Origin of the sequence: Paraburkholderia strydomiana (assembly GCF_046030495.1) — a bacterium.
Classification (GTDB): domain Bacteria; phylum Pseudomonadota; class Gammaproteobacteria; order Burkholderiales; family Burkholderiaceae; genus Paraburkholderia; species Paraburkholderia strydomiana_A.
Window position 1 is genome coordinate 46799 of the sequence record NZ_JAQQCJ010000024.1, and the last position, 26973, is coordinate 73771.

Below are 26973 nucleotides of genomic sequence, written 5' to 3' on the forward strand. Positions count from 1 at the left end.
GCCGCAGGCTTCGCGATACACATGCCGGTCGTGCGCGCCCATTGGCATCTCAAAATGTCGAGCGCCGCCGATCCGGACGGCGCAAGTTAATCGCGTTCTCGAGTTCATTACCCGCAACCAATGATCCAGCAGAAAAAATCGCAGTCGCATGATCCCTACGCGTCCGTCGCGAAGAACCCCTTGCTGGCCGCTCGCCTGCCCACCTGGCGCTCGAAGTTCATCGTCCTGCTGGTGTTCGGCGCGTTCGCGGCGCTGGCGGGCCGCGCGCTGTGGGTGCAGGTGGTGAACCGGGATTTCTATATCGACCAGGGACAAAAGCGCTATCAGCGCACCATCGAACTCGACGCGACGCGCGGACGGATCGTCGATCGCAACGGCTCGATGCTTGCCGTGAGCCTCGCCACGTACGAAATCTGGGCCACCCCCAGACAGGTCGATGAAACCGCCGCCGTGCCGCTGGCGAAGCTGCTCGACCTGCCGCTCGCGGAATTGCGCCGGCGTCTGAACGGCGACAAGAGCTTCGTCCTGCTCAAGCGCCAGGTGGATGCCGACACCGCCGCCCAACTGTCCCGCCTCGGCCTCGCCGGCATCACGCAGATTGCCGATTCGAAGCGCTTTTATCCCGAAGGCGAATCGGCGGCGCACGTGGTCGGCTTCACGGATATCGAGGACAACGGCCAGGAAGGCGTCGAGCTGGCCGCCAACGAGCACCTGCTCGGCGTGCCCGGGCAGCGCGAAGTGATCCGCGACCGGCTCGGCCGCGTGGTGTCCGAGACCCGGCCGCTGGTGCCGGCGCGCAACGGCGAGACCATCCATCTGACGATCGACCGGCGCATCCAGCAACTTGCCTATGGGCAACTGAAGGAAGCGATTGCGAAGCATCACGCCGAAGCCGGCAGCGTCGTGGTGCTCGACGCGCGCAACGGCGAGATTCTCGCGCTCGCCAACTATCCGAGCTTCGATCCGAACGACCGCGCCCGCCTGACCGGCCGGCAACTGCGCAACCGCGCGGTGGTCGACACCTTCGAACCCGGATCGACGATCAAGCCGCTGGTCGTCGCCCTCTCGATCGACGAGGGCAAGGTGCGGCCGCAAAGCGTGATCGACACGGCCCCCGGCTGGTACAAGATCGGGCCGGCCGTGATTCACGACACCTCGAATCACGGCGTGATGACGGTCTCCGAAGCGGTGCAGAAGTCGAGCAATATCGCGCTCGCCAAGCTCGCGCTGAATCTGCCGGCAGAGACGATCTGGACCAAGTATCAGCAATACGGGCTCGGACTGAGACCCGAGCTGACCTTTCCGGGCGTGGCGTCCGGCAAGGTTCGCCCGTACAAACGCTGGCGTCCGATCGAGCAGGCGACCATGGCGTATGGCTACGGGCTGTCCGCCTCGCTGCTGCAGATGGCGCAGATCTACACCGCCTATGCGGGCGACGGCACGATGCAACGCGTCAGTCTGCTGCGCAACGGGGCGCATGCCGCCGCGCCCTCCGTGGACACCGACCTCGCCGTGACGAAGCCGGCCACCGCGCGGGCGATCCGCGCGATGCTGGAGATGGCCACCGGCGAAGGCGGCACGGGACGGGCGGCGGTGGTGCCCGGCTACCGGATCGGCGGCAAGACCGGCACGGCCCGCAAACAGGTCGGCGCAACGTATGCGAAGAACCGCTATCGCGCGCTGTTCGTCGGCATGGCGCCGATGAGCGACCCACGGCTGATCGTCGCGGTCATGATCGACGACCCGGCGGGCAAGGCGTTCTATGGCGGAACGGTGGCTGGGCCGGTGTTCAGCGAGGTGACCGGCGGCGCATTGCAGTTGCTGGGCGTGCCGCCGGATGCGCCGGGCATTTGACGCCTCGCCAGCACCACCCATGCCTGACCGGCAAACTCAGTGTTCCGCCTGATCGTCGCCCGGCTTCACCAGCGCCTCGATGCGATTGCGGCCATTGCGTTTGGCCTGGTACATCGCACGATCGGCTTCCTCGATCATCTCGCGCCCGAGCGACACGGCCCCGGCCGCCGTCCCGCCGACCCTGCGCGCCGCCACGCCGATCGACACGGTCAATGCGATGCGTTGGCCATGATCATCCTGCAGATCCAGCCGTTCGACCGCCAGCCGCACGCGCTCGGCGACGGTGAGCGCATCATCCCGGTCGCCTTGCAGCAGCGCGGCGAACTCTTCGCCGCCATAACGCGCGACAGTATCGCCCAACCGCACCTGTTGCCGCACGCAGGCCGCCACCACCGCCAACGCGCGGTCGCCGGTCTGATGGCCGTAGGTGTCGTTGATGCGTTTGAAACCGTCGATATCGATGAACAGACATGCCACCGGTACACCATAACGGACCGCGCGCATGAGTTCCTCGCGCAGCCGCTCGTCGAAATAGCGGCGATTGGCGAGGCCGGTCAGCGAGTCGGTCATACCGAGCTGCTTGAGTCGCTCGCGATGCGCGACATTGTCGAGACTCGCCGTCACGACACTCGCGAAGCGCTCCAGAATGTCCGTGGCCATGCCGTCGCCGAAACGCGCGGGGTCGTCGCTGCCGAGGCATAGATAACCGCTGACGGTGTCGCCCGCGGCAAGCGGCAACAGAATCGCGCTCGCCGGCGGTGGCGCGGCGCCGAAGAACGCGTGACGCACGGTGTCGCTCAGTTCGCCTGGCTTGCCGAGCCACGGCCGGCCCTCCTCGCACAGGTCTCGCGCGGCGAGTCCGCCTTCGCGCGAGGTCTTCAGATTCGCCTGATCGAGCGCGCGCAACGCGACGGGCTCGAGCAGGTCGAGCAGCATCGGAGCGCGGTCGTCGAGCCATAGCGTCACGCTCGCCAGCGAGAATTCCTGCGGCAAATGGCTGAACAGGGTGTCGAGAAACGAGGCGAAATCCTGCGCGCCGATCAATCGCAACTCGACATTCTGGAAACGGCGCAACGTGCGCTCGTTATGTTGCACGGTATCGACTAGCGAGCGAAGGCGGTCGGAGAGCGGCGTTTGGGCGAGATTCGTCACGTTATCAGGATGCGAGCCCGAAGGCGAAGCGGGGATGGCGGCCCCAACCGCTCTAATAACGGCCTATCCCGCGCGGTCTTGAGGGTGAGAATACGGCGCGGACGCCGATGCGCCTCTTAAGTTTCGCTTAATTCTTCCCTGCAACCATGCGCACACCATCCCCTGTTAAGCCGCCAGAACATCGGCGGTCTTTTTTCTTAAGGGTGTCGACGACGCGCCAAAAGACGGGCTGCAGGCCCGCGAGAAGGAGTCAAATCATGGTTGAAAAGACAGTATTCGAGCATTTGCGCGCCATGCCCGGCATTGAATGGGTCAGCCAGATCCACACCTGCAGAGTCTCCGACCCGTTGCAACCGCCTTGGGGACGTTCGTACCGTCTCGTCGAATGGACCATGAAACACACGCCCGAATCGAGCCGCCGGGTCGTGCCCGCCGAAAGTACACCGCTCGAAATCGCTCAGGCCGTCGTCTCACACGTTCCCGGCCGCCGCTTCTGCCAGCAAGGTAACGAATAAGCGCTGCCGCGCTCCCCACTCATTGGGCTGCACGCGTCGAATCGCAGTACGCCAACGCGTCATCCAGCCTGTCGTTGCCCCAGAACATTTCGTTTCCGACGAAGAACGTCGGTGCACCGAATATCCCTCTGGCCGCAGCCGTTTCCGTCTGTTCGCGCAGGCGCAGTTTGTTGGCGTCGCTTTGCGAGTCGGCGATGATTTGCCGAGCGGGTAAGCCGAGTTCGGCAAGCGCGTCGCTCACTACCTCCGTCGAGCCGATGTCGCGGTCATCGGCAAAATTCAGTTGCATGATCTTGCGGCAGTAGCCAGCCATCCATTGCTGATCCGCGCCCAGCAGCGCCACGCGCATCGCCAGCAGCGCCGCACGCGGGAAGGTGCTGGGCCGCACGAACGGAATATCGTATTTGCGACATTGCCGCTCCATGTCCTTCCAGACGTATGCGCCCTTTTCCTTCTGCAGTACGAATGGTGAGTTGGTGAAGCCGAGATCGCGAAACACAGGCCCGAGCAAGAACGGTCGCCATTGAATCCGCACGCCATGCGCGGCTGCCAGCGCCTCGATTCGCATGACGCTGAGGTAACTGTAATTGCTGCCGAAGTCGAACCAGAACTCGACCCCCGGTGCGAAGGAAGGCGTTGAAGAAGACGCGGCGCCATTCATGTTGCCTCCTATATCAAGCATGCCCACTCGTTGCCGCCGATGGACTATGCCTTGCAATGCTTAACAGTCGCGTGTGACGGTTCTCCCTATGATGAACCTCCCGCACATGCCACGTTGACGGTCCGCAATGAACTATCCGTACGACATGCTCACCGCCGTCTGTCTTTTCATCATCGCCGTGTCGTCATCGATTCTGCTCGCGCTGTCCTGACCTCACTGAAGCCACTCGCACGGTTTGGCGAGAAGCCGTTGACGCACGCCGCACGGCTTCGAAATAAGACGAGCTATACTGTACATATATACAGTATTTTTCGTCTGAGCAATGCGTCTTCCTCCCTTCGAATCTCCCACGCTCGCCGAGTTGCGCGCCTGGTGGCGAACGCGCGACGAGCGGGCCGTCCAACGGCTCATCCTCGAGATTCAGCGGCAGCGGCTCACGCTGCTGGAGTTGCGCAATCTGATCGATAGCGGCGTTCAGCAGGCACGCGCCACGGATCGCACACTGGTCGAACGCGGCGAACCGTTGATGACGCTACGCATCAGGATCGCGCAGGAAGTGCTGCGGGTCGGCGACATCGACGATACGCAGCAAGCAAGCCGCGCCGAACGGGACAAGGTCGCCGTTCGCACGCAAAGCCAGATGGAATACGCCCGCGAAGGCCGTCTGCAACGGCAACGCCGCAACATCTAGCGCAAACGCACCTAGTGCACAACGAGACGAAACAGACGCGCGGATCGATCAGCGCGTCTGCGCAGCCACGCGCAGGCCGAGCGAAATGAACAGCAACCCGATGATCTTGTTCTGCCAGCGCGCCAGCCACGTCAAACGCTTGACGAATTTGCCCAGCGGCCGAATGGTCAATACGATCAGTGTCGTATACAACGCGCTCATGCCGACGAAGATCAGTCCCAGCGTGGTGAACTGCAGAAACGTGGAACCGTGTTCGGGGCGCACGAACTGCGGCAGAAACGCGAGAAAAAACAGCGCGGTCTTGGGATTCAACACTTCAGCGGGAATCGCCTGAAGGAACGCTTTCGATCCCGATACCGGCGCGACCACCGGCAAATGCGCGCTCGCCTGCTTCTCGCGCAACGCGCGAATGCCCAGATAGACGAGATACGCTGCGCCGACGTATTTCACCGCATTGAACGCGAGCGCGGAAGTCATCAGCAATGCAGAGAGGCCGACCGCTGCGCCCAGCGTGTGAATGAAATCCCCGGCCGCGATACCGAGGCCCGTGAGAATGCCGGCTTTGCGCCCGCCATGCACGGTGCGCGTCAACACCAGCAGCACCGCCGGGCCCGGAATCAGGAAGAGCCCGAGCACGACTGCAACGAAAGTCCCCAACGTGGATAGGTCAAGCATGTCGTCTCCTTGTCGACGCGCTGGATTCAGCGAACTGACGCGCGTTCAGCCGGCAATTGTAGACGAATGCGTGAATTCGATCTTTGTGCGGCGCGGACGTGCCGTGCCGCGGCCAAGCCGAAGGTCCTCGTGGGTAATGCGCCGGCGATCCGTTACCATGGCGAGCACAGAGCCGCCTGCGGCTCGTACTCGTTCATTTACTGAAGTCTTTGCCTTGCCCACCTATACCTTGCCCGCAGCGCTGAGCGCGGAACTCGAGATTCGCAAGAGCCGATTCATTGCCTATGCAATACCGGTTGCCGACCGTGATGCAGCAATGGCCGAGCTGCGTCGGCTGCGCGACGAACATCCTGCCGCGACGCATGTGTGCTGGGCGTTGCTGGCCGGCGGCCAGTCCGGTATGTCCGACGACGGCGAACCGTCCGGTACCGCGGGACGGCCGATTCTCGAAGTATTGCGTCATCATGATCTGGACGGCGTGCTGGCCGCCGTCGTGCGCTACTACGGCGGCGTGAAACTCGGCGCCGGCGGTCTCGTGCGCGCCTACACGGATGCAATCGCCTCCGCCCTGCTGGATGCGCCTCGAATCGAGAGGATTGCTCAGGTTTCGTTAATCGTCGAAGTGAGTTATGCCGATGAAGCCAAGGTTCGCCGATGGATCGAAGCCGAGGAATATACGCTTGTGGATAGCGCATATGGCATGCTGGTGAAGATGACGATCCGGTTACCCGTCAATAAGCTCGAAGAGGCTCAGCGAGTGCTGGTGGATATGACTCAGGGAAAAGCGGGTTTCTTTTGATGGTCCACCGGTGTTGCTCTCCTTTGCGAGACCGCAAGTAGGAAGCAGGGAGCAGGACTGCACGGTACGTAAATGGTAAAAATATGACAACGCTTTAATGACGCGGTGTCTATTGAAAAAACGGCTCTGTATGATGAAGCGATTCGCGCCGATACGACAGGGAGCGCGAACCGTGTCACCCAGAAGGGCTCCGACGTCGGCTCACTGTTACCATGCTGTTCTCTACCGGATGTCTCCATTAAAAAGGGCAACGCCTCTGACCTCGACCGCCGCTTTCTCCAGCACAACGCCTGAATCGCCGCGACGGAGCCCGTCTCTGCCGCGCCCGGCCAGTGCCATGGATTCAACGTTGAGCACTACCCTGCTCAGGGGTTGCGGCCTCATTGCGTTGCCGTTGATGCTGTCGGCGTGCTCATGGTCGTGGTTCGGCCTGAATAGCAGTGCACCGCGCGCGGCCGCGCATTCCACCGGATCGCTCAGCGTCGCCCCTGCCCACGAGTTCGCCTACGTGCCCGCTCGCAGCGGACGTGTTTCGCCGAACCGCATCGAGAACACCGCGATGACCGGCATCGTACTTAAGGACGACATTAACGAAACCGTGCGCAACGGCGTGGCGAACAGTTTGCAGGTCGCGGGGTTTCGTCTCAACGATCGCAAGCGGGTGCTGAGCGGCAGCATCGAGATGTTCACCGTCGACGATGCGCGCTCGCCGGCGTTCTGGACGCTGAAGATGCGCTACGTGGTTACCGACTCCGCTACCCGTCAAATCGTGTTCACGACCGTCAAGACGGTCAAACAGAAGTCGCCGAAATTTACCAGTAGTACGATCGCGATCGAAGATACCGTCAAGCTGAGCGTCGATTCGTTGATTAGCGATCCCGGATTTGTCAAAGCGGTGAATTGAACCCGTCGGCGTGGGGTGCACGCGCGTTTCGCTACAATTGCATGACCACGGGTGGCGCGCCGGCCCCGACGGCCATGACGGCCATCGCGCCGCGCGATTCCCCCTGCAATCTGCCGTTCATCGCGCGAGCCATCATGTCCATCACCGCCTGGCTTTTCTTTTTGCCCGCCTGTTTTGCTATCAACCTCGCGCCCGGGCCCAACAACCTGTTGTCGATCAATGTGGCCGCGCGTCATGGATTCCTGAAGGCGTTCGTCGGCGGCACCGGGCGTCTGGTTGCATTCGCGATGATGCTGGTACTCGCCGCAACCGGTCTTGCAGTCGTGCTGCACGCGTCGGAGTGGTTCTTTCTTGCGATCAAACTGGCTGGCGCAGCGTATCTGATCTGGCTTGCCATTCAACTGTGGCGCAGCGATGCGCCCACCATCGATACGTCGCAACCGCAGGACACGTCACTCGGTCGAATTGCGTGGCGTGAGTTCCTCGTCGCGGCCGGCAATCCGAAGGCGATTCTGGTCTTTACCGCGTTTCTGCCGCAGTTCGTCGATGTTGCGAGGCCAATCGTGCCGCAGTTCTCGGTGCTCGGCGCGAGTTTTCTGGTGCTCGAATGGGTAGCGATTGCGCTCTATTCGTGGGCCGGGATGTATCTCGGGAAATGGTTGGTGCGGGCGCGGGTCAGGCGGTGGTTTAATCGCTTTTGCGGCGGGTTTCTGGCGGCGATCGGGGTGAGTTTTTTGTTGGTGAGGCGGGGTTGAAGGTGAATATGGGAGGGAAGGCGCAAAGCCCCAGCCTTTCAGGATCGGCCACATTCCAATCGAACATCGCGAGACCGCGCACATCGGACATGCAGAGCACATTGACGAGGTCGCCGCTGAATTCGTCGAATTCGCGCAGACCTGCGAATAAGGCAAATCATGCACGCCCGGCTGCGTCGTGCCTCGCGTGTTGAACGTCGCCACCGCACGAAAGCCTGCGTCCGGCAAACTCGCCATGCTGCGCCGATGCGCATCGTCCTTCCATAACCGATACCTAATGCATCGGACCAGAAACTTTAACTATCTGCTTTCGTCGCCCCCCCTTATCCTCGAACAGTGACCCGTTGGCTACGCTACGGGCGACCGACTTCTCACAGTCATTGGAGCGGCATCATGAAGATCTGCATCTTTGGAGCGGGGGCGATTGGCGGCCTGATGGGCGTGCAACTCGCCCGTGCAGGCGCGGACGTGAGTTTCATCGCGCGCGGCGCGCATCTGGCGGCCATGCGCGAGCATGGCGCGCGTCTGATCATGGACGGCGAGACATACAGCGCACCGGTTCGCTGTACGTCCGACCCGCGCGAACTCGGCGTGCAAGACTTCGTGATCGTCACGCTAAAGGCACATTCGCTGCCTGGCGTGGTCGACGCCATGCAGCCTCTGCTCGGCAAACACACGGCGATCGTCACCGGCGTCAACGGCATTCCCTACTGGTACTTCTATCAACATGGCGGGCGCTTCGCCGGCACGCGCCTCGCGAGCGTCGACCCGGACGGCGGTCAATGGACGAAGCTCGGCCCCGAACGCGCGATCGGTTGCGTGCTGTATCCCGCTGCGGAGATCGTCGAATCGGGCGTGATCAAACATGTGTACGGCAAGAAATTCCCGATCGGCGAGCCAAGCGGCGAGCGCACGCCGCGCATTCAGCAACTGCACGACATCATGCAGGCGGCGGGTTTCGAGGCGCCGATTCGCGACAACATCCGCGACGAAATCTGGCTCAAGCTGTGGGGCAATCTGTGCTTCAATCCGATCAGCGCATTGACGCACGCCACGCTCGACGTGCTCACCAGCGACCCGGGCACGCGCGCGGTATCCCGCACGATGATGCTCGAAGCCAAGCGGATTGCCGATCAGTTCGGCGTGCACTTTCGCGTCGATGTGGAAACGCGGATCGACGGTGCGGGCGCGGTCGGCGCGCATAAGACGTCGACGCTGGTCGATCTGGAGAATCGCCGTCCGATGGAGATCGATCCATTGTTGACGGTCGTGCAGGAGATGGGACGTCTCGTCGCCGAACCCACGCCCACTATCGACGTGGTGCTGGCGCTGATCAAACTGCGCGAGCGCATGGCATTGCAGGGCAACTGATCGAACGTCGCGGGCTTTTCGGCTATTCCTGTTGCCGCTGCAATAAAAAAGGATCGAACGCCTGGCGCGTTCGATCCTTCTTTTTTACTATGCCGCTATTGATCGATTGCCAGCCACACCGCCTTCGGCTCGGTGAAGTTCTCAATCGCGACGTCGCCGTGTTCGCGGCCGAAGCCTGAATCGCCGGACCCACCCCACGGCAGCCGCACGTCGGTATAGCCGTAGGTATTGATCCACACGGTGCCCGCTTTCAGATCCCGCGCCACCCGATGCACCCGGCCAATGTCTGCGCTCCATACACCGGCCGCGAGGCTATACGCCGTACCATTGGCAATCCTTAACGCATCGGCCTCGTCGTTGAAGCGAATCACGCTGGCGACCGGCCCGAAAATCTCCTCCTGCGAAATGCGCATTTCGTGCTCGACGTTGGCGAACACCGTCGGTTCGACGAAGAAGCCGCGCTCGCCGATTCTCGCACCGCCGGTCACGAGCGACGCGCCTTCGGCTCGTCCCGCGTCGACATAGCCCAACACGGTCTTCATCTGCGCGGCGGAGATGAGCGGGCCCATCGACGTTTCGCGCGCCGACGGATCGCCGACCTTGATCGACTTCGCACGCGCGGCGAGACGCTCGACCACTTCGTCGTACACGTCGCGATGGGCGAGAATGCGCGAGCCCGCCGAACACACCTGACCGGTATTGAAGAAAATCCCCGATGCTGCGGCGCGCACCGCATTGTCGAGATTTGCATCGGGGAAAATCAGGTTCGCCGACTTGCCGCCGAGTTCGAGCGTGACACGCTTGAAATTGCCGGCCGCGCCTTGCAAAATGCCGCGCCCGACTGACGGCGAGCCCGTGAAGGTCACCTTGTCGACACCCGGGTGTGCCACCAGCGCATCGCCGACCACCCGTCCTTTGCCGGTGACGATATTCAGCACGCCGGGCGGCACGCCCGCTTCGAGCGCCAGCTCGCCGATGCGTAACGCGGTGAGCGGCGTGATCTCCGCGGGCTTGACGATCAGCGTGCAACCGCACGCGAGCGCCGGCGCGATCTTCCACATGCCGATCATCAGCGGGAAATTCCACGGCACGATCGCGGCGACCACGCCGACCGGCTCGCGCAACGTGTACGTCAACGCATCGGGCCGCGTCGGCACCACCTGACCGTTGATCTTGTCGCACCAGCCTGCGTAATATTCGAGCGTATCGATCGCGGCCGGAATGTCCTGGCGCATCACCGAGGCAATCGGCTTGCCGGCGTCGAGACTTTCGAGCGCGGCGATCTCGTCGAGGTTGGCGCGCATCAGGCCGGCGAGGCGCATCAGAATGCGGCCACGCTCTGCCGCACGAATCGAATTCCACACTTTCAGCGCAGCGCGCGCGGCGTGCACCGCCGCATCCACGTCGGCGGCGCTGCCCTGCGCCACCAGCGCAATGGGTTCTTCGGTGGCCGGATTGATATCGACGGAATACTCGCCTGTGCCCGGCGGCAAACGCTTGCCGTCGATCAGCAGATCATGGCGCCTGAGGTCGGTTTCAGTTTCCATCATGAAGCTCCTTGAATGGATATTGTCGTGTGGCTGATCGCGGCGAATCGCTTGGGCAGACGTGCCGGCCATCTCGGCTCACGCTAAGGCTCATGCAAAAGGGCGCCGCGCGGCGCAAATGCCGGCCCTGTGATCGCTTGCGAAGGAGATGATGTCGCGCCGCCATGTGCGTCGATAGACTCCGGCGCGGCGAACTGTGTCCAGGCCGCCGCGGCGTTGGGTCGTAAAGAGCGGTTCCGGCGATGCACGAGGAAGGTAGTCACGGTCACTTCGGGCACCAAAGGCCGGCTCACCAGCGATCCCGCCGGTGCCGGCCAATGCGCATCGACAGGCAGCACGCCGACGCCGAGGCCCAGTTCGACCATGCGCGACACGGCCGCCACATGGCCGAGTTCCTGCAGCGGGCGCCGCTTCAATTCATTGGTGCTGAACGCGAGCTCAAGCGCCGTGCGCACACCCGTGTCCGCATTCAGCGTGATGAGCGAGCACTCCCGTAAAGCTCGCCATGCAACGCTGTCATGACTGGCCAATGGATGGGTGGGAGGAATCACCGCATGCAGCGGCGTCCTGAAGATCACCTGCGCGTGCAGCAATTCATTGTCGAACGGCTGGGCCAACGACACCAGGCCGAAGTCCACTTCGCCTTGCTCCACGCTCGCGAGTACACCACATTGCGGCTGATCCCTGACGGATACGATCAGCTCGGGAAACGCCGATGCGCAACGTGCAAGCGCCTGCGCAACCCAACTCGACGACAACACCGGATTGCTTGCCAGCACCACGACACCGGTATGTCCGTCGTAAGCGGCGCGCTCTTCGAGCAAGGTCAGTTCGATCTCGTCGAGCAGCCGCCCAATCCGGCGCTCGAGGCTCGCACCCGCATGGGTCAGTTCAACCTGGCGTGTGGTGCGATCGAACAGTTTCAATTCAACGGCATCTTCGAGCTCGCGCACACAGCGGCTCACCGCCGATTGCGTCAGATCGAACTCGCGCGCCGCGCGCGTGAAACTCCGCTCACGCGCGACGGCAACGAACACCTTGAGCTGCTGCAGCGAAACGTTCATGACGTCTGCGCCGGGCGCGGGCAGTTCATGCTATTCCCCGGTCTGTTCGGGCCAGTGGCTCAGCCGCGAAGCATTGCCGTTGCCTGCGACCGCCAGCGCGCCTTGAGGCTCGTTGTGCGACTCGATCCAGCGCGAGCGCATCGGTGCGAGGATGAATTTCGCCGAGACGCCTGCGGCGATCGTGATGACCGCGGAGACGATGAAGACGAGATTCCAGCCGCCCGCGGCCGCCAGTACCGATGCGATCGGCACGAGCAAAGCCGCCGTACCCTTCGCGGTGTACAAGGTACCCGCATTCGCCGTCGCGTATTTGCTGCCGAAAGTATCGGCGCAGATTGCCGGAAAGATCGAGAAGATCTCACCCCAGAACAGGAAGATCAGCCCGGCGAAAACCATGAACGCATACGGATTGGTGCCGAACTGCATCAAGCCGAGCAGTGCGAGGCCCTCGCCGATGAAGATCACGAACATCGTATTTTCGCGGCCGATCTTGTCGGAGATGAAACCGCACAGCGGGCGTGTCAAGCCGTTGAGGATGTTGTCGATCGAAAGCGTGGCGGTGAGCAGCGGCAACGTCAGTCCGAGGAACGACATCGGAATGCGGGCAAGCCCCCAGTCTCTCGCGATCGGGCCGATCTGCGCCGTCGCCATCAGCCCGCCTGCGGCAACCGCCACGAACGACACATAGATCACCCAGAATACCGGTGTCTTGATCATCTGGCGCGACGTGAAGTCGGCCTTCGACACGGCGAACTTGCTCTTGCGCATACCTTGCTGACGCAGCACCGGCCGGACCAACAGCATCGCGAGCACGAAAATGCTGACGCCTTGCAAAATGCCGAAGAAGAAGAACGTGTGTTCGAAACCCGAGCGCGTGATCATGTTGGCAATCGGAATCACCGTAATCGCCGCGCCCGCGCCGAAGCCCGCAGCCGTCAGACCCGCTGCGAGACCGCGTCGGTCGGGAAACCATTTCAGCGCATTGCCGACACACGTGCCGTACACGGCGCCCGCGCCGATGCCGCCAATCACTGCAGACGCGTACAGAACACCCAATGTCGTCGCATACGAATTCATGACCCACGACAAGCCCGCGCATAAGGCACCCACCGCGACCACCGGCCGTGGCCCGAATTTGTCGACCAGCAAACCTTCGAGCGGCACGAGCCACGTTTCGGTCAGAATGAAAATCGTGAAGGCAAGCTGAATTGACGCTTCACCCCAATGATGCCTGGCGTTCATCGGCGCGACGAACAGCGTCCATGCGTATTGCAGATTAGCCACCAGCGCCATGCATGCGATGCCGATCACGAGCTGCCACCAACGATTCCCCAAAAACCTGCGGGTCGTTGTTTCCTCGGTGATATTGTCCATGAGTCTTGTCTCCGCTATTTGTCTGGTGCAGCCGGTCGACGCCCCGAAGGAAAGTGTCCTCGGAGGACGCGCCGCGCTGTATGCGTCCCACCTTATGGTTAGAACCCAAAAAGCCTTGCCTTTCGGGGATATTTAATATTTGCCTCTCTAATCCACTTCTTTAAAACACCCGGTTTTTATTCATCGCATTTTTCAAAACTTCTTTATTCCGATCAATTAACCGTCAACAGGACATCTCGACCGGCTGCCTCGTCCGCCACGCCTGACATCCAAGCGTTAACCCGAATGCTGTGACGACAATTTCGCTTTCTTATACAGGCTGATGCTAGGGTCATTGCTGAATTACTAATAATTAAAGTTTGTTATTATGTCGATTCATATTTGCTTATACATCGGCCATGACGATGCGCAATGCGACTCTACGGCAACTGAAGGTCTTCGAAACAGTGGCGCGCCACCTGAGCTTTTCGCGTGCCGCAGAAGAATTGCATCTGACGCAGCCCGCCGTCTCCACCCAGGTCCGGCAGCTCGAAGAACATGCGGGACTGCCGTTGTTCGAACAGCTCGGTAAAAAGATCTATCTGACGCCGGCCGGCACCGAAATGCTTCACTACAGTCGCGCGATCATTCAGCAGTTCCACGAAGTCGACGAAGCGATGTCCCAGCTCAAAGGCGTCTCCGGCGGCAAGCTGAATGTCGCGGTAATTAGCGCGGGCGACTACTTCTTTCCGCGCGTGCTCGCCGAATTCACACGCCGCTATTCCGGCGTCGTTCTCAATCTTGCCGTGCACAATCGCGAAGAACTGCTGCATCAACTCGCGACCAACCAGACCGATCTCGCCGTCATGGTGCGCCCGCCGCACGAGACCGACGCGACCAACGAGCCGTTTGCACCGCACCCGTATGTCATCGTGGCGGCGCCCACACATCCGCTCGCGCAGAAACGCAACATCCGGATGAGTCAACTCGCGAACGAGGCCTTCATCGTGCGCGAGCGCGGTTCGGACACGTGGAATTCGATGGAAGAAGGTTTTGCGGGACGCCTCTCCAATCTGAAGATCGCCATGGAGATCAAGAGCACCGAGACGATCAAGCAGGCGGTGATCGCCGGCATGGGCATCGCGTTCCTGTCCGCGCATACGATCAGCCTCGAATTGCAGCTGGGACATCTGGTTGTGCTCGATGTCGAGAGCTTTCCCGTCATGCTCAACTGGTACGTCGTGCACCGGAAGAACAAGCGCCTGCCGCCGGTGGCGGTCGCCTTCAAACGCTTCCTGATGGAGGAAGGCGCGAACCTGATCGAGAAGATCACGCGCGTCAAGGAATTGAGCGTGTATAAGCAGTAAGCTATGGACACCCAATAAAACTTTAACTATTTCAAATTGACCGGTACTTCTATGCTGCAAGCGAGTTCTCTCACTTGTCAGCCCAGGAGGCCGATCATGAACCATGCTCCGGTTGAGTCTCATACCAGTGGCACGCGCGCCGTCCGTCTTTCCACGGACGCTTCTGACGACGCCCATCTGAGCGCATACAATGCCGCGTTCAGCGACCTCGGACTGCGATTCCGCTGGGATCACACGACGCTCGAACTGCTGAGGGAATTCAATGGCGAAGTCGCGCGCATCACCGCGTACATCGAGCGGTATCACAGTCATCTTCACCGCGCCTACGACGCCGACTTTCTCGCGCAAATGATCCTGCACAAGAAGGACCGGTACTACAGCGAGTTCGCGGCCGCAGGCGCTTGAGGACACAGGCGGGATCATGGTCCCGCCGTGCGTCGCGTCTGCGAGTCGATGAGTTTGCGCATTCATGCATTGGCTCATCTTCAATGGCGTGCCGTGAAATGAGTCGGACGATGGCGAACACACGCGCGTTGACGTCTGTTCGCGCGCCCGCTGTCATGCCGGCTCGCGCGGTGTCCGCGGTGTCGATACGCTACCGTACGGATCGTGCCCGGCGTCATGTCGCGCAGTGCCCACGCCAGTTCTTCGCCGCCATGCCACTCGATGCGCGCGAGCAGCCCTCCCTTGCCCATGTCCACACCATCGCAACGTGCGGCGAAAGCGTGCGCGTGCAACGCTCGCCCTTCGCCGTGACCGACGCAATACTCGCGGCTGATCATCAGATGCGCGCCCATGGCGGACGCCAGCGCGCTCATTGCAAGCAATGCAGCGAGTCCAAACGGCTGCGCCTGCTCGGTTGCGAAGCCGTAACCGAGCCATCCGCAGAGCACCATCGCGAACAGATTGACGATGCGGTGGCCCGGACGCGCGATCGTATTCAACTGCAATGCGCCGCGTAATTTGCAGAACGCAATCGCGGAAGTCGCGAAGATCAGTGCGCCGATGAATACGGCTGCATAGAGTTCGATACGCTCGGCGCTTTCCCGCGCATCCGTCGACAAATAGCGCACGATGCCGCCCGACATGACAGCGAGTCCCATGCCGCTGCCCAGTAGCGCGACGAGACGCGGCCGCCGCGTCAGATCGCAACCGCGTACGAGCCACGCTCCGAGCACGGCGCCCAGCAGCGCGGCGTCGATCACCGCGCCGCTCGCTCCCATTCCCGCGGCGAACAGTCCCGTGAACACGGCTGCGAATGCGCCCGCATGCCAGTACGGCCGACGCGTCGCCCGCATTTCGAGCTGCCGTTGCCCGACCGCTGCAAGCGCAACCGTCAACACGGAGATCAACGCCGCACCGAGACCGGCGGCCAGCGAGAAGAGCACGCCCATCCATGCGGTACTGTCAGACGCCTGCAGCATGCGTACTCCTTCGAGTTGCGATGCAAAAACTGCTGGACCGATGATTCAGTTCACCGTCAGACCACACCCGCCGCGACGCCCGGCGGTACCGGTGCGACCGGCTCCGCGCGAGCGGCGCTCAACGTATTGCTGAGCGTACCGATCCCGTCGATCGTGATCGACACGGTCGCGCCATCCTTGATCGATCCGACGCCGACCGACGTACCGCACGCGATCACATCGCCGGGTTCGAGCGTGAGGTCCTGCGAGATCAGACTCACCTGCTGCGCGGGCGAGAAAACCATATCGGCGAGCGGATAGTTCTGCCGCTCGACGTCGTCGAGCTTCGTCACGAGATGCGCCTGCTGCCACGCGAACCCGGAGACGATCGCCGGCCCGATACAACAGAACGTATCGAAACCTTTCGCGCGGCACCATTGCGGAAAATGCGGATTCTCGTTCAGCAGATCCGCTGCGGTCACGTCGTTGACGAGTGTGTAGCCGAAAATCGCGTCGGCGGCCTCCTCCAGAGTCGCGTCGCGGCAACGCCGGCCGATCACGATGCCCAGCTCGCCTTCGTAGACGATCTTGCCCGCGTAACTGACAGGCCGCCGGATTGGCGCACCCGCGCCGATCACCGAGGCCGCCGGTTTCAGCAGAAAAAGCGGATGCGTGGGCACCGGCTTGTCGAGCTTCGCCGCCAGCGCGTGAAAGTTGTTCCACAGCGCGATGACCTTGCCGGGCGCGCACGGCGCTAGCGGCGTCAGCGCGCGCGTCGACAATACCGCGCCGGTCGGCACCGGTTGTTCGAGACTTTCGTATTCATGCAAATAGCCACCTTCGACACGGCCGAACACGATGCCACCGTCGTTCGACATGAACCGCATCCACGTATCCATACCTCGCTCCTTGAGCGTTCCAGGACAATCCTGGGTTGACTGATTTCGACTTCCGCGCACTCAGATCGCGCCGGCCGTGCGCAACGCGCTGATCTGCTCGGGCGAATAGCCGAGTTCGGCCATCACTTCGTCGGTATGCTCGCCCAGCAGTGGCGAACGTGTGACGTCGGTCGGACTGTCGGACAGTTTGATAGGATTGCCAACGGTCAGATACTTGCCGCGCGTCGGATGATCCACTTCGACGATCGTGCCGGTTTTGCGCAACGACGGCTCCTCGGCGATTTCCTTCATCGACAGGATCGGCCCGCACGGGATGTCGTATTTGTTGAGGATCTGCATGGCCTCGAATTTCGTCTTGGTCATGGTCCAGCGCTCGATCTCGGCAAAGATCTCTTTCAGGTGCGGCAGACGCGCGGCGGGCGTCGCATAGTCGGGATCCGTCGCCCACTCTTCCTTGCCGATCACGTTGCAGATCTTCGCCCACACCGGCGCTTGCGTGATGAAGTAGATGTACGCATTCGGGTCCGTCTCCCAGCCCTTGCACTTCAGAATCCAGCCCGGCTGACCGCCGCCCGAAGCATTGCCGGCACGCGGCACCGCTTCCCCGAACGTCCCATTCGGATATTGCGGATACTCTTTCATCGTGCCGGTGCGATCGAGCCGCTGCTGGTCACGCAGTTTTACGCGGCACAGATTGAGCACGCCGTCCTGCATGGCGGCGAGCACGCGTTGCCCGCGACCGCTCTGCGTGCGCTGATACAACGCCGTGACGATGCCGAGCGCCAGATGCAAACCCGTCCCGCTGTCACCGATCTGCGCGCCCGTCACGACCGGCGGCCCGTCGTCGAAGCCGGTGGTCGACGCCGCGCCGCCCGCGCATTGCGCGACGTTCTCGTAGACTTTGCAGTCCTCATAAGGTCCGGGACCGAAGCCCTTCACCGACGCGACGATCATGCGCGGATTCAGCTCCTGGATCCGCTCCCACGTGAAGCCCATGCGATCCAGCGCGCCCGGCGCGAAGTTCTCGACCAGTACATCGCATTTCTGGATCAGCGCTTCGAGAACCAGTTTGCCTTCGGGGTTCTTCGTATCGATCGTGACCGAACGCTTGTTGTGGTTGAGCATCGTGAAGTACAGGCTGTCCACGTCGGGAATATCGCGCAACTGCTCGCGCGTGATGTCGCCCGCCCCGGCCCGCTCCACTTTGATCACATCCGCGCCGAACCATGCCAGCAATTGCGTGCAGGTTGGCCCCGATTGCACATGCGTGAAATCGAGAATGCGTACACCGTCGAGTGCTTTGCCCATGTCCTATCTCCTGAACGCCTTGTGTTTTACGTGTACATGGTCTGGTTCTTCGTGCCCGGCGCGTACTCGCACGGGTCGACCCAGATATTGACGACCGCCGAACGACCGGTCCGATGAATCGCTTCGCGACCGCGCTGCAACGCGCCGGCGATCTGCGCGGGGTCGCGCACTTCCTCGCCGTGGCTGCCGAGCATGTCGGCGAACAGGGGTCCGCCCGAGATGACAGCGGCATTGCGCGTCTTCTGCCGGAGCGTGTCGTCGGCCGTCATCCTGTCCCTCGGGTTCAGCGATGAAACAACTGCAGACATGGTTGTCTCCTGTGTCGTTGCTTTGGCGCTTATGCCGGCACCGTCTCTGCCACATACCGTATGTGATATATCAGATTCAAGCAAGGCCAATTTCGAGATGCGTGTGCGTCGGAACACTTGCCGCTACGGCTTGCTGGTCGCGGCTTTGCAACGAAAAAGCGACTGCGGTTTCGGGTGCGGCTCGGGAAAATACCGAGTCGACAGTGGCTGATTCGGAAAGTTGATATATCACATACCATATTTTTTAGGCCGTCAAGGATGGGTTATCCCTGTCCCGCGAGCCACGCACAAACAAAAAGGCCCGCGGTGTTTGCACACCGCGGGCCTCTTCGCCGGCAACGCCGGTCAATCGCTTACGCAGCCATCAATCTAGAAAATCGCAATTCGCCTCGACGAATGCCGCGAGATCCAGCGAATGCTGACGCACGAGCCGTTCGGCCAGCTCGGTATCGCGTTGCTCCAGCGCCTCGATGATCCGCAGATGATCGACGATCGAGCGCGACGCGCGGTCGCTCTGCGAAATCGTCATGCGACGGATCGCCCGCACGTGGATGAAGATGTTCTTGATCGTGTCGAGAATGATCTGCGACTTCGACAATTCGACGATTGCCTGATGAAACGCGATGTTGGCGTCCGAATACTCGGCGATATGCTCGGCCGGCGTCGCATCGCGGAAATTGTCGAACATGTGGCGCAGACGGGCGATTTCCCCGTCCGAGGCGTGCAGCGTGGCGAGCCGCGCCGCCATGCTTTCGAGCGCCGCCCACATCTGGATCATCTCGACAATTTCGCGCTTGCTCTTGCGCACGATATAAATACCGCGCCGCGGCACCATGCGCAGAAAGCCCTCCTGTTCGAGGAGCGTCATCGCTTCGCGTACGGGCGTGCGGCTCACGCCGAGCGATTCGCTCAGCACGCGTTCGTCGAGGCGGATTTCATCGCGATTCTGGTATATATCCGCGTCGGCGATCGCCTGGCGCAGCATCGCGTACGCCTGATCACGCAAGCTCGCGCTCGCGCCGATCGGCTGCAATGACAAGGTCAACGGTGTTGCCACTGTTTCAGTTTGAAGTTCTGACGACATTCATCGCCTCGGATTGAACATGCGCGCGATACGACGTCGCCCCGCGCGGTTGCTCGCCCAGACCGATGAACCGGCCATGTTGCGATGCAAGCTGCGCGACCGATTGCGGAATCCAGTCGGTCAGCAGAACGGTGGCGGAGGCGCCCAAACCCACAACAGCAATGGCGAGCAGCAGAAGAGACACAAATTCCATTTGTAACTCCAAACGATTGAGTGAACGAATGACTCAATCATATGCTGCATCGCCGCATTTTTCAATATTCGGTATGTAGTATATCAGTAAATGTTGTTTTCACGTAACGCTCACATTCCCCAAGTTAGCACGCGCCAGCCCGGTTGGTTTGCCAGCTGGCCGCTTCGATCCGCGCCTGATCATTGGCCGACGCTCGGTGTAAACGCGCAAAACGCGCGCTATGCGCGCAGACGCGTCCGATGATCGCGCAGTTTCACCCCCGCGCGGATTGTGAGATCCGCTTCGCATCATTAACCTTCCGGACATTCTGAGCGGATCGACGGCGGCCACGGCGCTGCCCGCTCCGCCCGGTCTCACCCTGCAATCCGAGCATTTCAAGGAGACAACGACAATGAGCAGCACCCTCCCGACAGCCGCGATGGCCGACCACCAGAAAGCGCGCAACCAGGCGCGCAAGGCGGCGCTCGGCAGTTTCGTCGGCGCCGTGGTCGACTGGTACGACTTTCTGCTGTACGGCATCGTCGCGGCGCTGGTGTTCAACGCCGAGTTCTTCCCGAAAGTCAGCCCGGCGATGGGCACGCTCGCGGCGTTCGCGACCTTCGGCGTCGGCTTCCTGTTCCGTCCGCTCGGCGGCTTCGTGTTCGGCCACTACGGCGACCGCCTCGGCCGCAAGCGAATGCTCGTCCTCACGGTGATGATGATGGGTCTGTCGACCGCGGCGATCGGCCTGCTGCCGGCCTTTTCGGCGATCGGCTGGTGGGCGCCGGTGCTGCTCGTGACCTTGCGCGCGATTCAGGGCTTCGCGGTCGGCGGCGAATGGGGCGGCGCGGCGCTGATGGCGGTCGAAAGCGCGCCGGAAAAGAAAAAGGCGTTCTACAGCAGCGGCGTGCAGGTCGGCTATGGCGTGGGCCTCGTGCTGTCGACCGGCCTCGTCGCGCTGATCAGCCGTTCGATGGACAACGCGTCGTTCCTGAGCTGGGGCTGGCGTTTGCCGTTCCTGTTCAGTGTCGTGCTGGTGCTGATCGCGCTGTGGATCCGCTCGAGCATGGAAGAGTCGAAGGAGTTCGTCGAAAAAGTGGGCAAGCGCGGCGAGCGTCGCGCGCGGCTGCCGATCGTCGAAGCGCTGCTGCGGCATCCGAAAGCGTTCCTGCTGATTATCGCGCTGCGTCTTGCCGAGCTGTTCACGATGTACATCGTGACGGCGTTCGCACTGAACTACTCGACGGCGAATCTGCACATGCCGCGCGAATTCTTCCTGACGATCGGCCTGCTGGTCGGCGCGGTGAGCTGCGTGACGATCCCGTGCTTTGCCTTGCTGGCGGACCGCTTCGGCCGCCGCCGCGTGTACATCATCGGCGCGCTGGTCGGCATGTTCAGCGCGGTGCCGTTCTTCCTCGCACTCGACGCGCGCTCGACGGTGTGGATCGTGGTCTTCGCGGTCATGCTCGCGAACGTTGCGCACGATATGGTGGTGAGCGTGCAGCAGCCGATGTTCACCGAGCTGTTCGGTACCGAGTACCGCTATAGCGGCGCGGGCGTCGGTTATCAGGTGGCGAGCGTGGTCGGCGGCGGCTTCACGCCGTTCATCGCGGTGGCGCTGGTCAGCTTTGCTGGCGGCTCGTGGCATCCGGTGGCCGCGTACCTGGCGATCGGCTGCCTGATCTCCGTGCTGGTGGCGGCCAGAATGAAGACCGGGCGCGGCGTCGCCTGACACCCGGCAATCCATAACCGCCCAGAACAAACGGGCCGGCGTGGCGCAGATGCCACCGCCGGCCCGTTTGCTTTTGCGCCCGCGGTAACCGCTACGCGGTCCGCGCCGCGTTGCCGCGCATCGACAGGTTACTGTCGCATTTCACCAGGACAATGCCTTATGTCTTTGCACCTCATATTGCAAAGGCCAACTTCGCGCCCTATCGTTCGTCAAAGCAAAATTCCTCATGAATTTGGCCGAGTCACATGAAAATAGAATGCATATATCGATGACGCGAAAGCCCGCAAGCTTTACACTGCGCCGCCTCAAGCATTGTGTATGAAACGCCGATAACAAAGCTTTCCTCACCGGAGACCGACGATGAGCAGCATTACCGAGCCAGGCGGCCAGCCAGGCTCCGCCCCCTTCTTTTCGAAACAGGCCACCATCGCGAAGCCGGGGTTTTCGCGCTGGATGGTTCCGCCCGCAGCCCTTGCCGTGCATCTGTGTATCGGCCAGGCGTATGCGTTTTCCGTGTTCAACGGCCCGCTGACCAAAGTCATCGGCGTTACGCAATCGGCCGCCGACGACTGGTCGCTGACCGCTCTCGGCTGGATCTTTTCGCTGGCGATCGTGTTCCTCGGCTTGTCGGCGGCCTTTGCCGGCAAATGGCTCGAACACGTCGGCCCGCGCCGCACGATGTTTACCGCCGCATGCTGCTTCGGCGGCGGCTTCCTGGTCTCCGCACTCGGCGTGTACCTGCATCAGATCGCGCTGCTGTATCTCGGCTATGGCGTGATCGGCGGAATCGGGCTGGGACTGGGTTATGTCTCGCCGGTGTCGACGTTGATCCGCTGGTTCCCGGACCGCCGCGGCATGGCGACAGGCATGGCGATCATGGGCTTCGGCGGCGGCGCGATGATCGCCGCGCCGCTGTCGGTGGCGTTGATGAACCACTTCCGCAGCGCGACCAGCATCGGCGTGGCCGAGACCTTCGTCGTGCTCGGTATCGCCTACTTCATCTCGATGTCGATCGGCGCACTCGCGATTCGCGTGCCGGCCCCCGACTGGAAGCCGGCTGGCTGGACGCCGCCCGCGACGAGTCAGAACAAGATGATTTCGCGTAACCACGTGCACATCGACCAGGCATTGAAGACGCCGCAGTTCTATCTGATCTGGCTCGTGCTGTTCCTCAACGTGACGGCCGGCATCGGCATTCTCGGTCAGGCCTCGGTGATGATCCAGGAGAGCTTCAAGAACACCGTGACGGCCGCTGCGGCAGCCGGCTTCGTGGGCCTTTTGTCGCTGTTCAACATGGGTGGCCGTTTCTTGTGGGCCTCGGCGTCGGACTGGATTGGCCGCAAGAACACCTACTTCATCTTCTTCGCGCTTGGCGCGGTGCTGTACTACCTCGTGCCGGGTTTCGCGGCTTCCGGCCAGATCGCGCTGTTCGTGCTCGCCTACTGCGTGATCCTGTCGATGTACGGCGGCGGCTTCGCGACGGTGCCCGCGTACCTCGCGGACATGTTCGGCACGGCCTTCGTCGGTGGTATTCACGGCCGCCTGCTGACGGCGTGGGCCGCCGCGGGCGTCGCCGGTCCGGTGCTGGTGAACTACATCCGCGCGTATGAAGTCGCGAATGGCGTCGCGAAAGCCGACGCCTACACGATGACCGTTCATATCATGGCTGTGCTGCTGGTGATCGGCTTCGTCTGCAACCTGCTGGTCAAGCGTGTGGATGACAAGCACCACATGACCGACGCACAGCTCGCCAAGGGCGCTTAAGGAGATCCGCATGTCGACCGCTCACACTCAAACCGTGCCTCAGTCCAGCAAGGCGAAGCTCGCCATCTTCTGGCTGTACGTGACGCTGCCGCTGGCATGGGGCGTGGTCAATACGATCTCGCAGGCAATGAAGCTGTTCAAGTAATACCCGCCCGGCACCCCGTCCGCTCAGGCGACGGGGTGCCGACGAAGCGCGTAGCAAGTCCTCCCTCCTTACCACTGGTACGATGCGCCGGCGCCGACTGTCGTCGTAGCGGAACTGACGCCCGCGCCGACTTTCACCTTCAGATTCGACGTAACGCGCGCGGACAAAGCCACCGCCACCGCCTGATATCCCTTGTAGCCAGCCGTCGCGACACCGAGCGCGAGGTTCTTCGTTGCATCGACCTCCGGAACCATGGTCAGCGCGATAGCCGACGCGGTGCCCGAATACGCATTGCGCGCGACCTCGTTGATGCCGCCCTGGAACTGCTGCATGTTCACGGCGTCTGCAGGCGCCTGCCCCGCCGCGACGTTGGTGATGCGGCGCTCGTTGCCGGCCGAGCCCACCGACACCGTGCCCGTCTGATCGGCCACCGAGCCCTCGCCGATCGCCACCGAGTTCGGCGCCGAGGCCTTCGCGCCGCCGCCGAGCGCGACGGAACCATTGCCGATCGCCTGCGCCGCGTTGCCGGAACTGTTGACGGATACGTACGTGTCGCCGGTGGTTTGAATATTGTTGATGACCTGATTGAGGCTGCCGAGCTGCTGGTTCGTGCTCCACAGTTGCGCGCCGGTCACGGCGTCGCTGCTGGTGGCCGATAGTTCGCCATCCTTCAGATTGGTCAACTGCACCTTCGGCGCATTGGCGGCCGTGCCGCCGAGCGTGACCTTGTCGTGGGCCGAGCTGTCGTACTGCACCGCATTCGCGACCGCGCCGTTGAGGTTGACGAGGGTGCCCTGCAAGCCGGCGATGTCCGTGCTGTTCTGCGTCACGCGGCCATCGAGATTGGTCAGCGCGCTGCCGACATTGCTCACGACCGTACCGCCCACCTTGTATGACGGCGCGGTCATCGTTCCATCCGGATTGACCGTCGCCCCGCCGCCGAGCGCCACCGCCGTGTTCGCTGCCTGCGAATACAGTTGCGCGCCGTTGACCGCGTCGGTGCTCGACGGACCGACCGCCCCCGCCGCCACGCCGGTGACGACCCGGCTGCCCGCCGTGCCGGCCATGTTGATCAGCGAGCCATCGGTCGCCGCGCCGACATTGATCACGCGGGTTGCCGCATCTTGCGTGACCATGCCGATGCCGCCAGTCTCCATGTTCTGCTGCAACGTGGCGAGTCCGCTGTCGAGCGAGCCGAGCGCGTCGCCGACGTTGGCCTGTGTGCCGCCCTGCACGTGATACGTGGGGCCGCTCACCGATCCGTCTGCGTTGATCTGCGCGCCGCCGCCCAACGCGGCCACCATCGGTCTGACCTGGCCGAGATTGACCGCCGACGAATCCGTCATGCCCGCCGCAATGCCGGTCAGTTCGCGCGCGCCAGCCGTGCCGGTGAAATCGACGCGGGCGCCGTCCGTATCTTTGGCCACACTGAGATCGCGCGACGCCTGATCCTGCTGCACGAGACCGATCTCGCCGTTCGTGATCTGGTTCGTGATGCTGCTCACGTCCCCTTCGATCGTCGTGGTGCGCTGGTCGAGGTTCGTGATGCTGCCGGTGTTCTGCGCGACGGCCTCATTGGTGCTGAACAGTTGCGCGCCGTTGACGGCATCCGAACTATCGGCGGCAAGATTGGCCGCGCGCACGTTGGTGAGCTGGACGGGCACGGGCAGGTTGCCCAAAGTGACCTTGTCGTGCGCCGCCGAGTCGTACTGGAGCGCATCGGCGCCCGCGCCCACGCTTGTCGCGACGGCTGCCGCGAGTGCCGCGCCGACGTCGCCATATGTGGATCCGCCGATGCTGTAGACGGGCTTCTGGATCGTGCCGTCCGGATTGACGGTTGCGCCGCCTCCGAGCGACTCGACGACCGGACCGAGCTGTCCGAGATTGACCGCGGAACCCGCCGTCGTCCCCGCCGCGACGCCGAGCAGCTCGCGCGGCCCGTCCTTGCCCGTGAAGTCGACATGCACACCGTCCGTGTCCTTCGCGACGCTCAGATCGCGCGAAACCGGATCCTGCCGAAGCAGACCCAAGGTCCCGTCGGCGATATTGCTGACGTTGTTGGTGATATTGGTAATGGCCGTCGAATTTTGCGTGACCGCCTGATCGACGCCATACAACTGCGCGCCGGTCACGGCGTCGGAACTATCGGCGCTGAGCGTGCCGTCCGCGATGTTGGTGAGCTTGACGGCCGTGCCCCGATTGCCGAGCGTCGCGATGTCATGCGCCGTGGTGTCGTAGCGCAAGGCGTCGGAGCTCGCGGCCACGCCGTCCGACGCGGCCGCGGCCAATGCCGCGCCGACGTCGTGATAAGTCGCGCCGCCCACCGTGTAGGACGGCGCGACCACCGCACCATCCGAGTCGACCGACGCGCCGCCGCCGAGTGCGGCGGCCACGCCAGCGAGCTGGCCGACGTTGACCGCGTCGGTGACTTGCGTGCCGGCCGCGAGATACCCGATCTGCCGGTTCAGCGCGCTGTTGCCGACCGAGACCACGTTCGCGCGATCCGCCATCGAGCCGCTGCCCAACGCCACCGCCCCCGCCGCGGTGGCCGTGGCGTTCGAGCCCATGGCCAGCCCGTTCGGCGCCGTCTGCCTGACGAACGAGTCATAGCCGATCGCCACCGCGCCAGCCGACGTCGCGCTCGCGAGGCCGCCGATCGACGCGCTGTTGAGCCCGCTCGAACGGGAGTTGTAGCCGAGTGCGATCGAGTTGTCCGACAGTGCGCCGACCGTCGCCCCCGCGCCGACGACAGTCGAGTTCACCGACAGCGCGCCCGCCGAGGAGCCGACTGCGGTCGAGCCGTCGCTACCCGCCGCCGAGCCCCCGCCGACAGCCAGCGCATTGATACCCGTTGCCGCGGCCACGGGGCCGATCGCCATCGCGTTCAGCGCGTCCGATGCGCTGGTGCTGCTCCCCTGAACGACATTGGGGCTCACGGAGATGTAATCGGTCACCGGCGTGGGAGCCACCGCCGCCAGCATCATGATCGGCTGACTCGCCGCGCTTCCATCCCCATCCACCGGCGTGCCGGCGAACACGCTGGCGTTGTTGATCGCGGCAGCGGTTTCCGGGGACATCGCAGCGTCATTGGCGGCCGGGCTGGACGCGCTTGCCACTTGCGTGGTCAACGCCTGCGCGAGGTTAATGCAACTCGGCACCTGCGGCGTGCAATCGTCGGCGCGGGCAGCCTGCGACAGCGTCAGCGCGCCCAACAGACCGGCGCAGGCGGCCGTCAGCGCCCGGCACACCGAGACGCCGGACGCGCCTCGCCGCGTTGCCAGCTCGGAGACGGCCGCATAGATGCGGGTGGTTCTGTTCCATACGGTTTGATATGTCTTGTTCAACACGGCTCCCAATCTTCTTTTGAGATTCACTCGCCAAGATTTTTCCTACGCCATCCTAAGTAATCAGCCTGATCACGCCATCACTTAGGAATGCAGCGCGCTTCCA

Annotated in this window: 25 protein-coding genes; 12 read left to right on the forward strand and 13 right to left on the reverse strand. The window is 62.7% G+C overall.

What is annotated here, in order from left to right; translation table 11 throughout:
- Nucleotides 1–120 precede the first annotated feature (120 nt).
- Entirely contained in the window at nt 121–1854 is a 1734-nt protein-coding gene (locus PQQ53_RS26755; protein ID WP_408327366.1) for a peptidoglycan D,D-transpeptidase FtsI family protein, read from the forward strand.
- Nucleotides 1855–1890: 36 nt separating this feature from the next.
- Here PQQ53_RS26755 and PQQ53_RS26760 read toward each other — a convergent pair whose 3' ends face one another.
- Entirely contained in the window at nt 1891–3006 is a 1116-nt protein-coding gene (locus PQQ53_RS26760) for a GGDEF domain-containing protein (RefSeq protein ID WP_408149007.1), read from the reverse strand.
- A gap of 257 nt (nt 3007–3263) precedes the next feature.
- Here PQQ53_RS26760 and PQQ53_RS26765 point away from each other — a divergent pair, with 257 nt between their 5' ends.
- Nucleotides 3264–3521 (forward strand): DUF2866 domain-containing protein, encoded by a 258-nt coding sequence (locus PQQ53_RS26765; protein WP_175160068.1) that lies wholly within the window; start codon nt 3264–3266, stop codon nt 3519–3521.
- 19 nt (nt 3522–3540) lie between these two features.
- On the opposite strand, the gene PQQ53_RS26770 is transcribed toward PQQ53_RS26765, so the two are convergent.
- Nucleotides 3541–4182, reverse strand: coding sequence for a 2-hydroxychromene-2-carboxylate isomerase (locus PQQ53_RS26770; protein ID WP_408156269.1), 642 nt, complete (start codon nt 4180–4182; stop codon nt 3541–3543).
- A gap of 322 nt (nt 4183–4504) precedes the next feature.
- Between PQQ53_RS26770 and PQQ53_RS26775 the strand changes: the two genes are divergently transcribed.
- Nucleotides 4505–4873, forward strand: a complete 369-nt coding sequence (locus tag PQQ53_RS26775; RefSeq protein WP_408149005.1) for a hypothetical protein — start codon at nt 4505–4507, stop codon at nt 4871–4873.
- A gap of 48 nt (nt 4874–4921) precedes the next feature.
- Here the strand turns inward: PQQ53_RS26775 and PQQ53_RS26780 are convergent, their stop codons facing one another.
- A complete protein-coding gene (locus PQQ53_RS26780) occupies nt 4922–5548 on the reverse strand; it encodes a LysE family translocator (protein WP_408149003.1) in 627 nt (208 codons plus the stop codon).
- 214 nt (nt 5549–5762) lie between these two features.
- On the opposite strand from PQQ53_RS26780, the gene PQQ53_RS26785 reads away from it, so the two are divergent.
- The 4 genes from PQQ53_RS26785 to PQQ53_RS26800 all read left to right on the forward strand — a co-directional run bounded on the left by PQQ53_RS26785 (nt 5763) and on the right by PQQ53_RS26800 (nt 9377).
- A complete protein-coding gene (locus PQQ53_RS26785) occupies nt 5763–6347 on the forward strand; it encodes an IMPACT family protein (protein WP_476120378.1) in 585 nt (194 codons plus the stop codon).
- Nucleotides 6348–6708: 361 nt separating this feature from the next.
- Entirely contained in the window at nt 6709–7251 is a 543-nt protein-coding gene (locus tag PQQ53_RS26790; RefSeq protein ID WP_408149069.1) for a hypothetical protein, read from the forward strand.
- Nucleotides 7252–7385: 134 nt separating this feature from the next.
- The gene (locus PQQ53_RS26795) at nt 7386–8006 is read left to right on the forward strand and encodes a LysE family translocator (RefSeq protein WP_408148999.1); all 621 of its coding nucleotides are present in this window, start codon (nt 7386–7388) and stop codon (nt 8004–8006) included.
- Between the two features lie 393 nt (nt 8007–8399).
- Nucleotides 8400–9377 (forward strand): 2-dehydropantoate 2-reductase, encoded by a 978-nt coding sequence (locus PQQ53_RS26800; protein ID WP_408327369.1) that lies wholly within the window; start codon nt 8400–8402, stop codon nt 9375–9377.
- Between the two features lie 95 nt (nt 9378–9472).
- Here the strand turns inward: PQQ53_RS26800 and PQQ53_RS26805 are convergent, their stop codons facing one another.
- The 3 genes from PQQ53_RS26805 to oxlT all read right to left on the reverse strand — a co-directional run bounded on the left by PQQ53_RS26805 (nt 9473) and on the right by oxlT (nt 13362).
- Entirely contained in the window at nt 9473–10924 is a 1452-nt protein-coding gene (locus PQQ53_RS26805) for an aldehyde dehydrogenase family protein (protein ID WP_408148993.1), read from the reverse strand.
- Nucleotides 10925–11007: 83 nt separating this feature from the next.
- Nucleotides 11008–11988, reverse strand: a complete 981-nt coding sequence (locus tag PQQ53_RS26810) for a LysR family transcriptional regulator (protein ID WP_408327371.1) — start codon at nt 11986–11988, stop codon at nt 11008–11010.
- Between the two features lie 30 nt (nt 11989–12018).
- The gene (oxlT, locus tag PQQ53_RS26815) at nt 12019–13362 is read right to left on the reverse strand and encodes an oxalate/formate MFS antiporter (protein WP_408148990.1); all 1344 of its coding nucleotides are present in this window, start codon (nt 13360–13362) and stop codon (nt 12019–12021) included.
- Between the two features lie 398 nt (nt 13363–13760).
- Here oxlT and PQQ53_RS26820 point away from each other — a divergent pair, with 398 nt between their 5' ends.
- Together PQQ53_RS26820 and PQQ53_RS26825 are read left to right on the forward strand one after the other, a co-directional pair.
- Nucleotides 13761–14708 (forward strand): LysR family transcriptional regulator, encoded by a 948-nt coding sequence (locus tag PQQ53_RS26820; protein ID WP_175160082.1) that lies wholly within the window; start codon nt 13761–13763, stop codon nt 14706–14708.
- A 96-nt stretch (nt 14709–14804) separates the two neighbouring features.
- Nucleotides 14805–15113 (forward strand): HAD family hydrolase, encoded by a 309-nt coding sequence (locus tag PQQ53_RS26825; protein WP_408327373.1) that lies wholly within the window; start codon nt 14805–14807, stop codon nt 15111–15113.
- A gap of 80 nt (nt 15114–15193) precedes the next feature.
- On the opposite strand, the gene PQQ53_RS26830 is transcribed toward PQQ53_RS26825, so the two are convergent.
- The 6 genes from PQQ53_RS26830 to PQQ53_RS26855 all read right to left on the reverse strand — a co-directional run bounded on the left by PQQ53_RS26830 (nt 15194) and on the right by PQQ53_RS26855 (nt 19903).
- On the reverse strand, nt 15194–16132 hold the full coding sequence (locus PQQ53_RS26830; RefSeq protein WP_408148986.1) for an NAD(P)(+) transhydrogenase (Re/Si-specific) subunit beta: 939 nt from the start codon (nt 16130–16132) through the stop codon (nt 15194–15196).
- A 56-nt stretch (nt 16133–16188) separates the two neighbouring features.
- Complete coding sequence (locus PQQ53_RS26835; protein WP_408148984.1) at nt 16189–17010, reverse strand: fumarylacetoacetate hydrolase family protein; 822 nt, start codon at nt 17008–17010, stop codon at nt 16189–16191.
- A gap of 60 nt (nt 17011–17070) precedes the next feature.
- Complete coding sequence (gene frc / locus PQQ53_RS26840; protein ID WP_408148982.1) at nt 17071–18318, reverse strand: formyl-CoA transferase; 1248 nt, start codon at nt 18316–18318, stop codon at nt 17071–17073.
- A 26-nt stretch (nt 18319–18344) separates the two neighbouring features.
- Nucleotides 18345–18626, reverse strand: a complete 282-nt coding sequence (locus PQQ53_RS26845; protein WP_408327451.1) for a thiamine pyrophosphate-dependent enzyme — start codon at nt 18624–18626, stop codon at nt 18345–18347.
- A gap of 364 nt (nt 18627–18990) precedes the next feature.
- Entirely contained in the window at nt 18991–19710 is a 720-nt protein-coding gene (locus PQQ53_RS26850) for a GntR family transcriptional regulator (RefSeq protein WP_408148980.1), read from the reverse strand.
- Nucleotides 19688–19903 (reverse strand): hypothetical protein, encoded by a 216-nt coding sequence (locus tag PQQ53_RS26855; protein WP_408148978.1) that lies wholly within the window; start codon nt 19901–19903, stop codon nt 19688–19690. Before PQQ53_RS26855 ends, PQQ53_RS26850 begins: the two co-directional genes overlap by 23 nt.
- A 391-nt stretch (nt 19904–20294) precedes the next feature.
- On the opposite strand from PQQ53_RS26855, the gene shiA reads away from it, so the two are divergent.
- The 3 genes from shiA (at nt 20295) to PQQ53_RS26870 (ending at nt 23523) form a co-directional block, all read left to right on the forward strand.
- On the forward strand, nt 20295–21614 hold the full coding sequence (gene shiA / locus PQQ53_RS26860) for a shikimate transporter (RefSeq protein WP_408156210.1): 1320 nt from the start codon (nt 20295–20297) through the stop codon (nt 21612–21614).
- Between the two features lie 360 nt (nt 21615–21974).
- Nucleotides 21975–23378 carry an L-lactate MFS transporter gene (locus PQQ53_RS26865; protein ID WP_408327376.1) on the forward strand — a complete coding sequence of 468 codons (1404 nt, stop codon included), beginning with the start codon at nt 21975–21977 and terminating at the stop codon, nt 23376–23378.
- 10 nt (nt 23379–23388) lie between these two features.
- Nucleotides 23389–23523 (forward strand): MFS transporter small subunit, encoded by a 135-nt coding sequence (locus tag PQQ53_RS26870; RefSeq protein WP_408148972.1) that lies wholly within the window; start codon nt 23389–23391, stop codon nt 23521–23523.
- Between the two features lie 68 nt (nt 23524–23591).
- Here the strand turns inward: PQQ53_RS26870 and PQQ53_RS26875 are convergent, their stop codons facing one another.
- On the reverse strand, nt 23592–26870 hold the full coding sequence (locus tag PQQ53_RS26875) for a YadA-like family protein (RefSeq protein WP_408327379.1): 3279 nt from the start codon (nt 26868–26870) through the stop codon (nt 23592–23594).
- Nucleotides 26871–26973 lie beyond the last annotated feature (103 nt).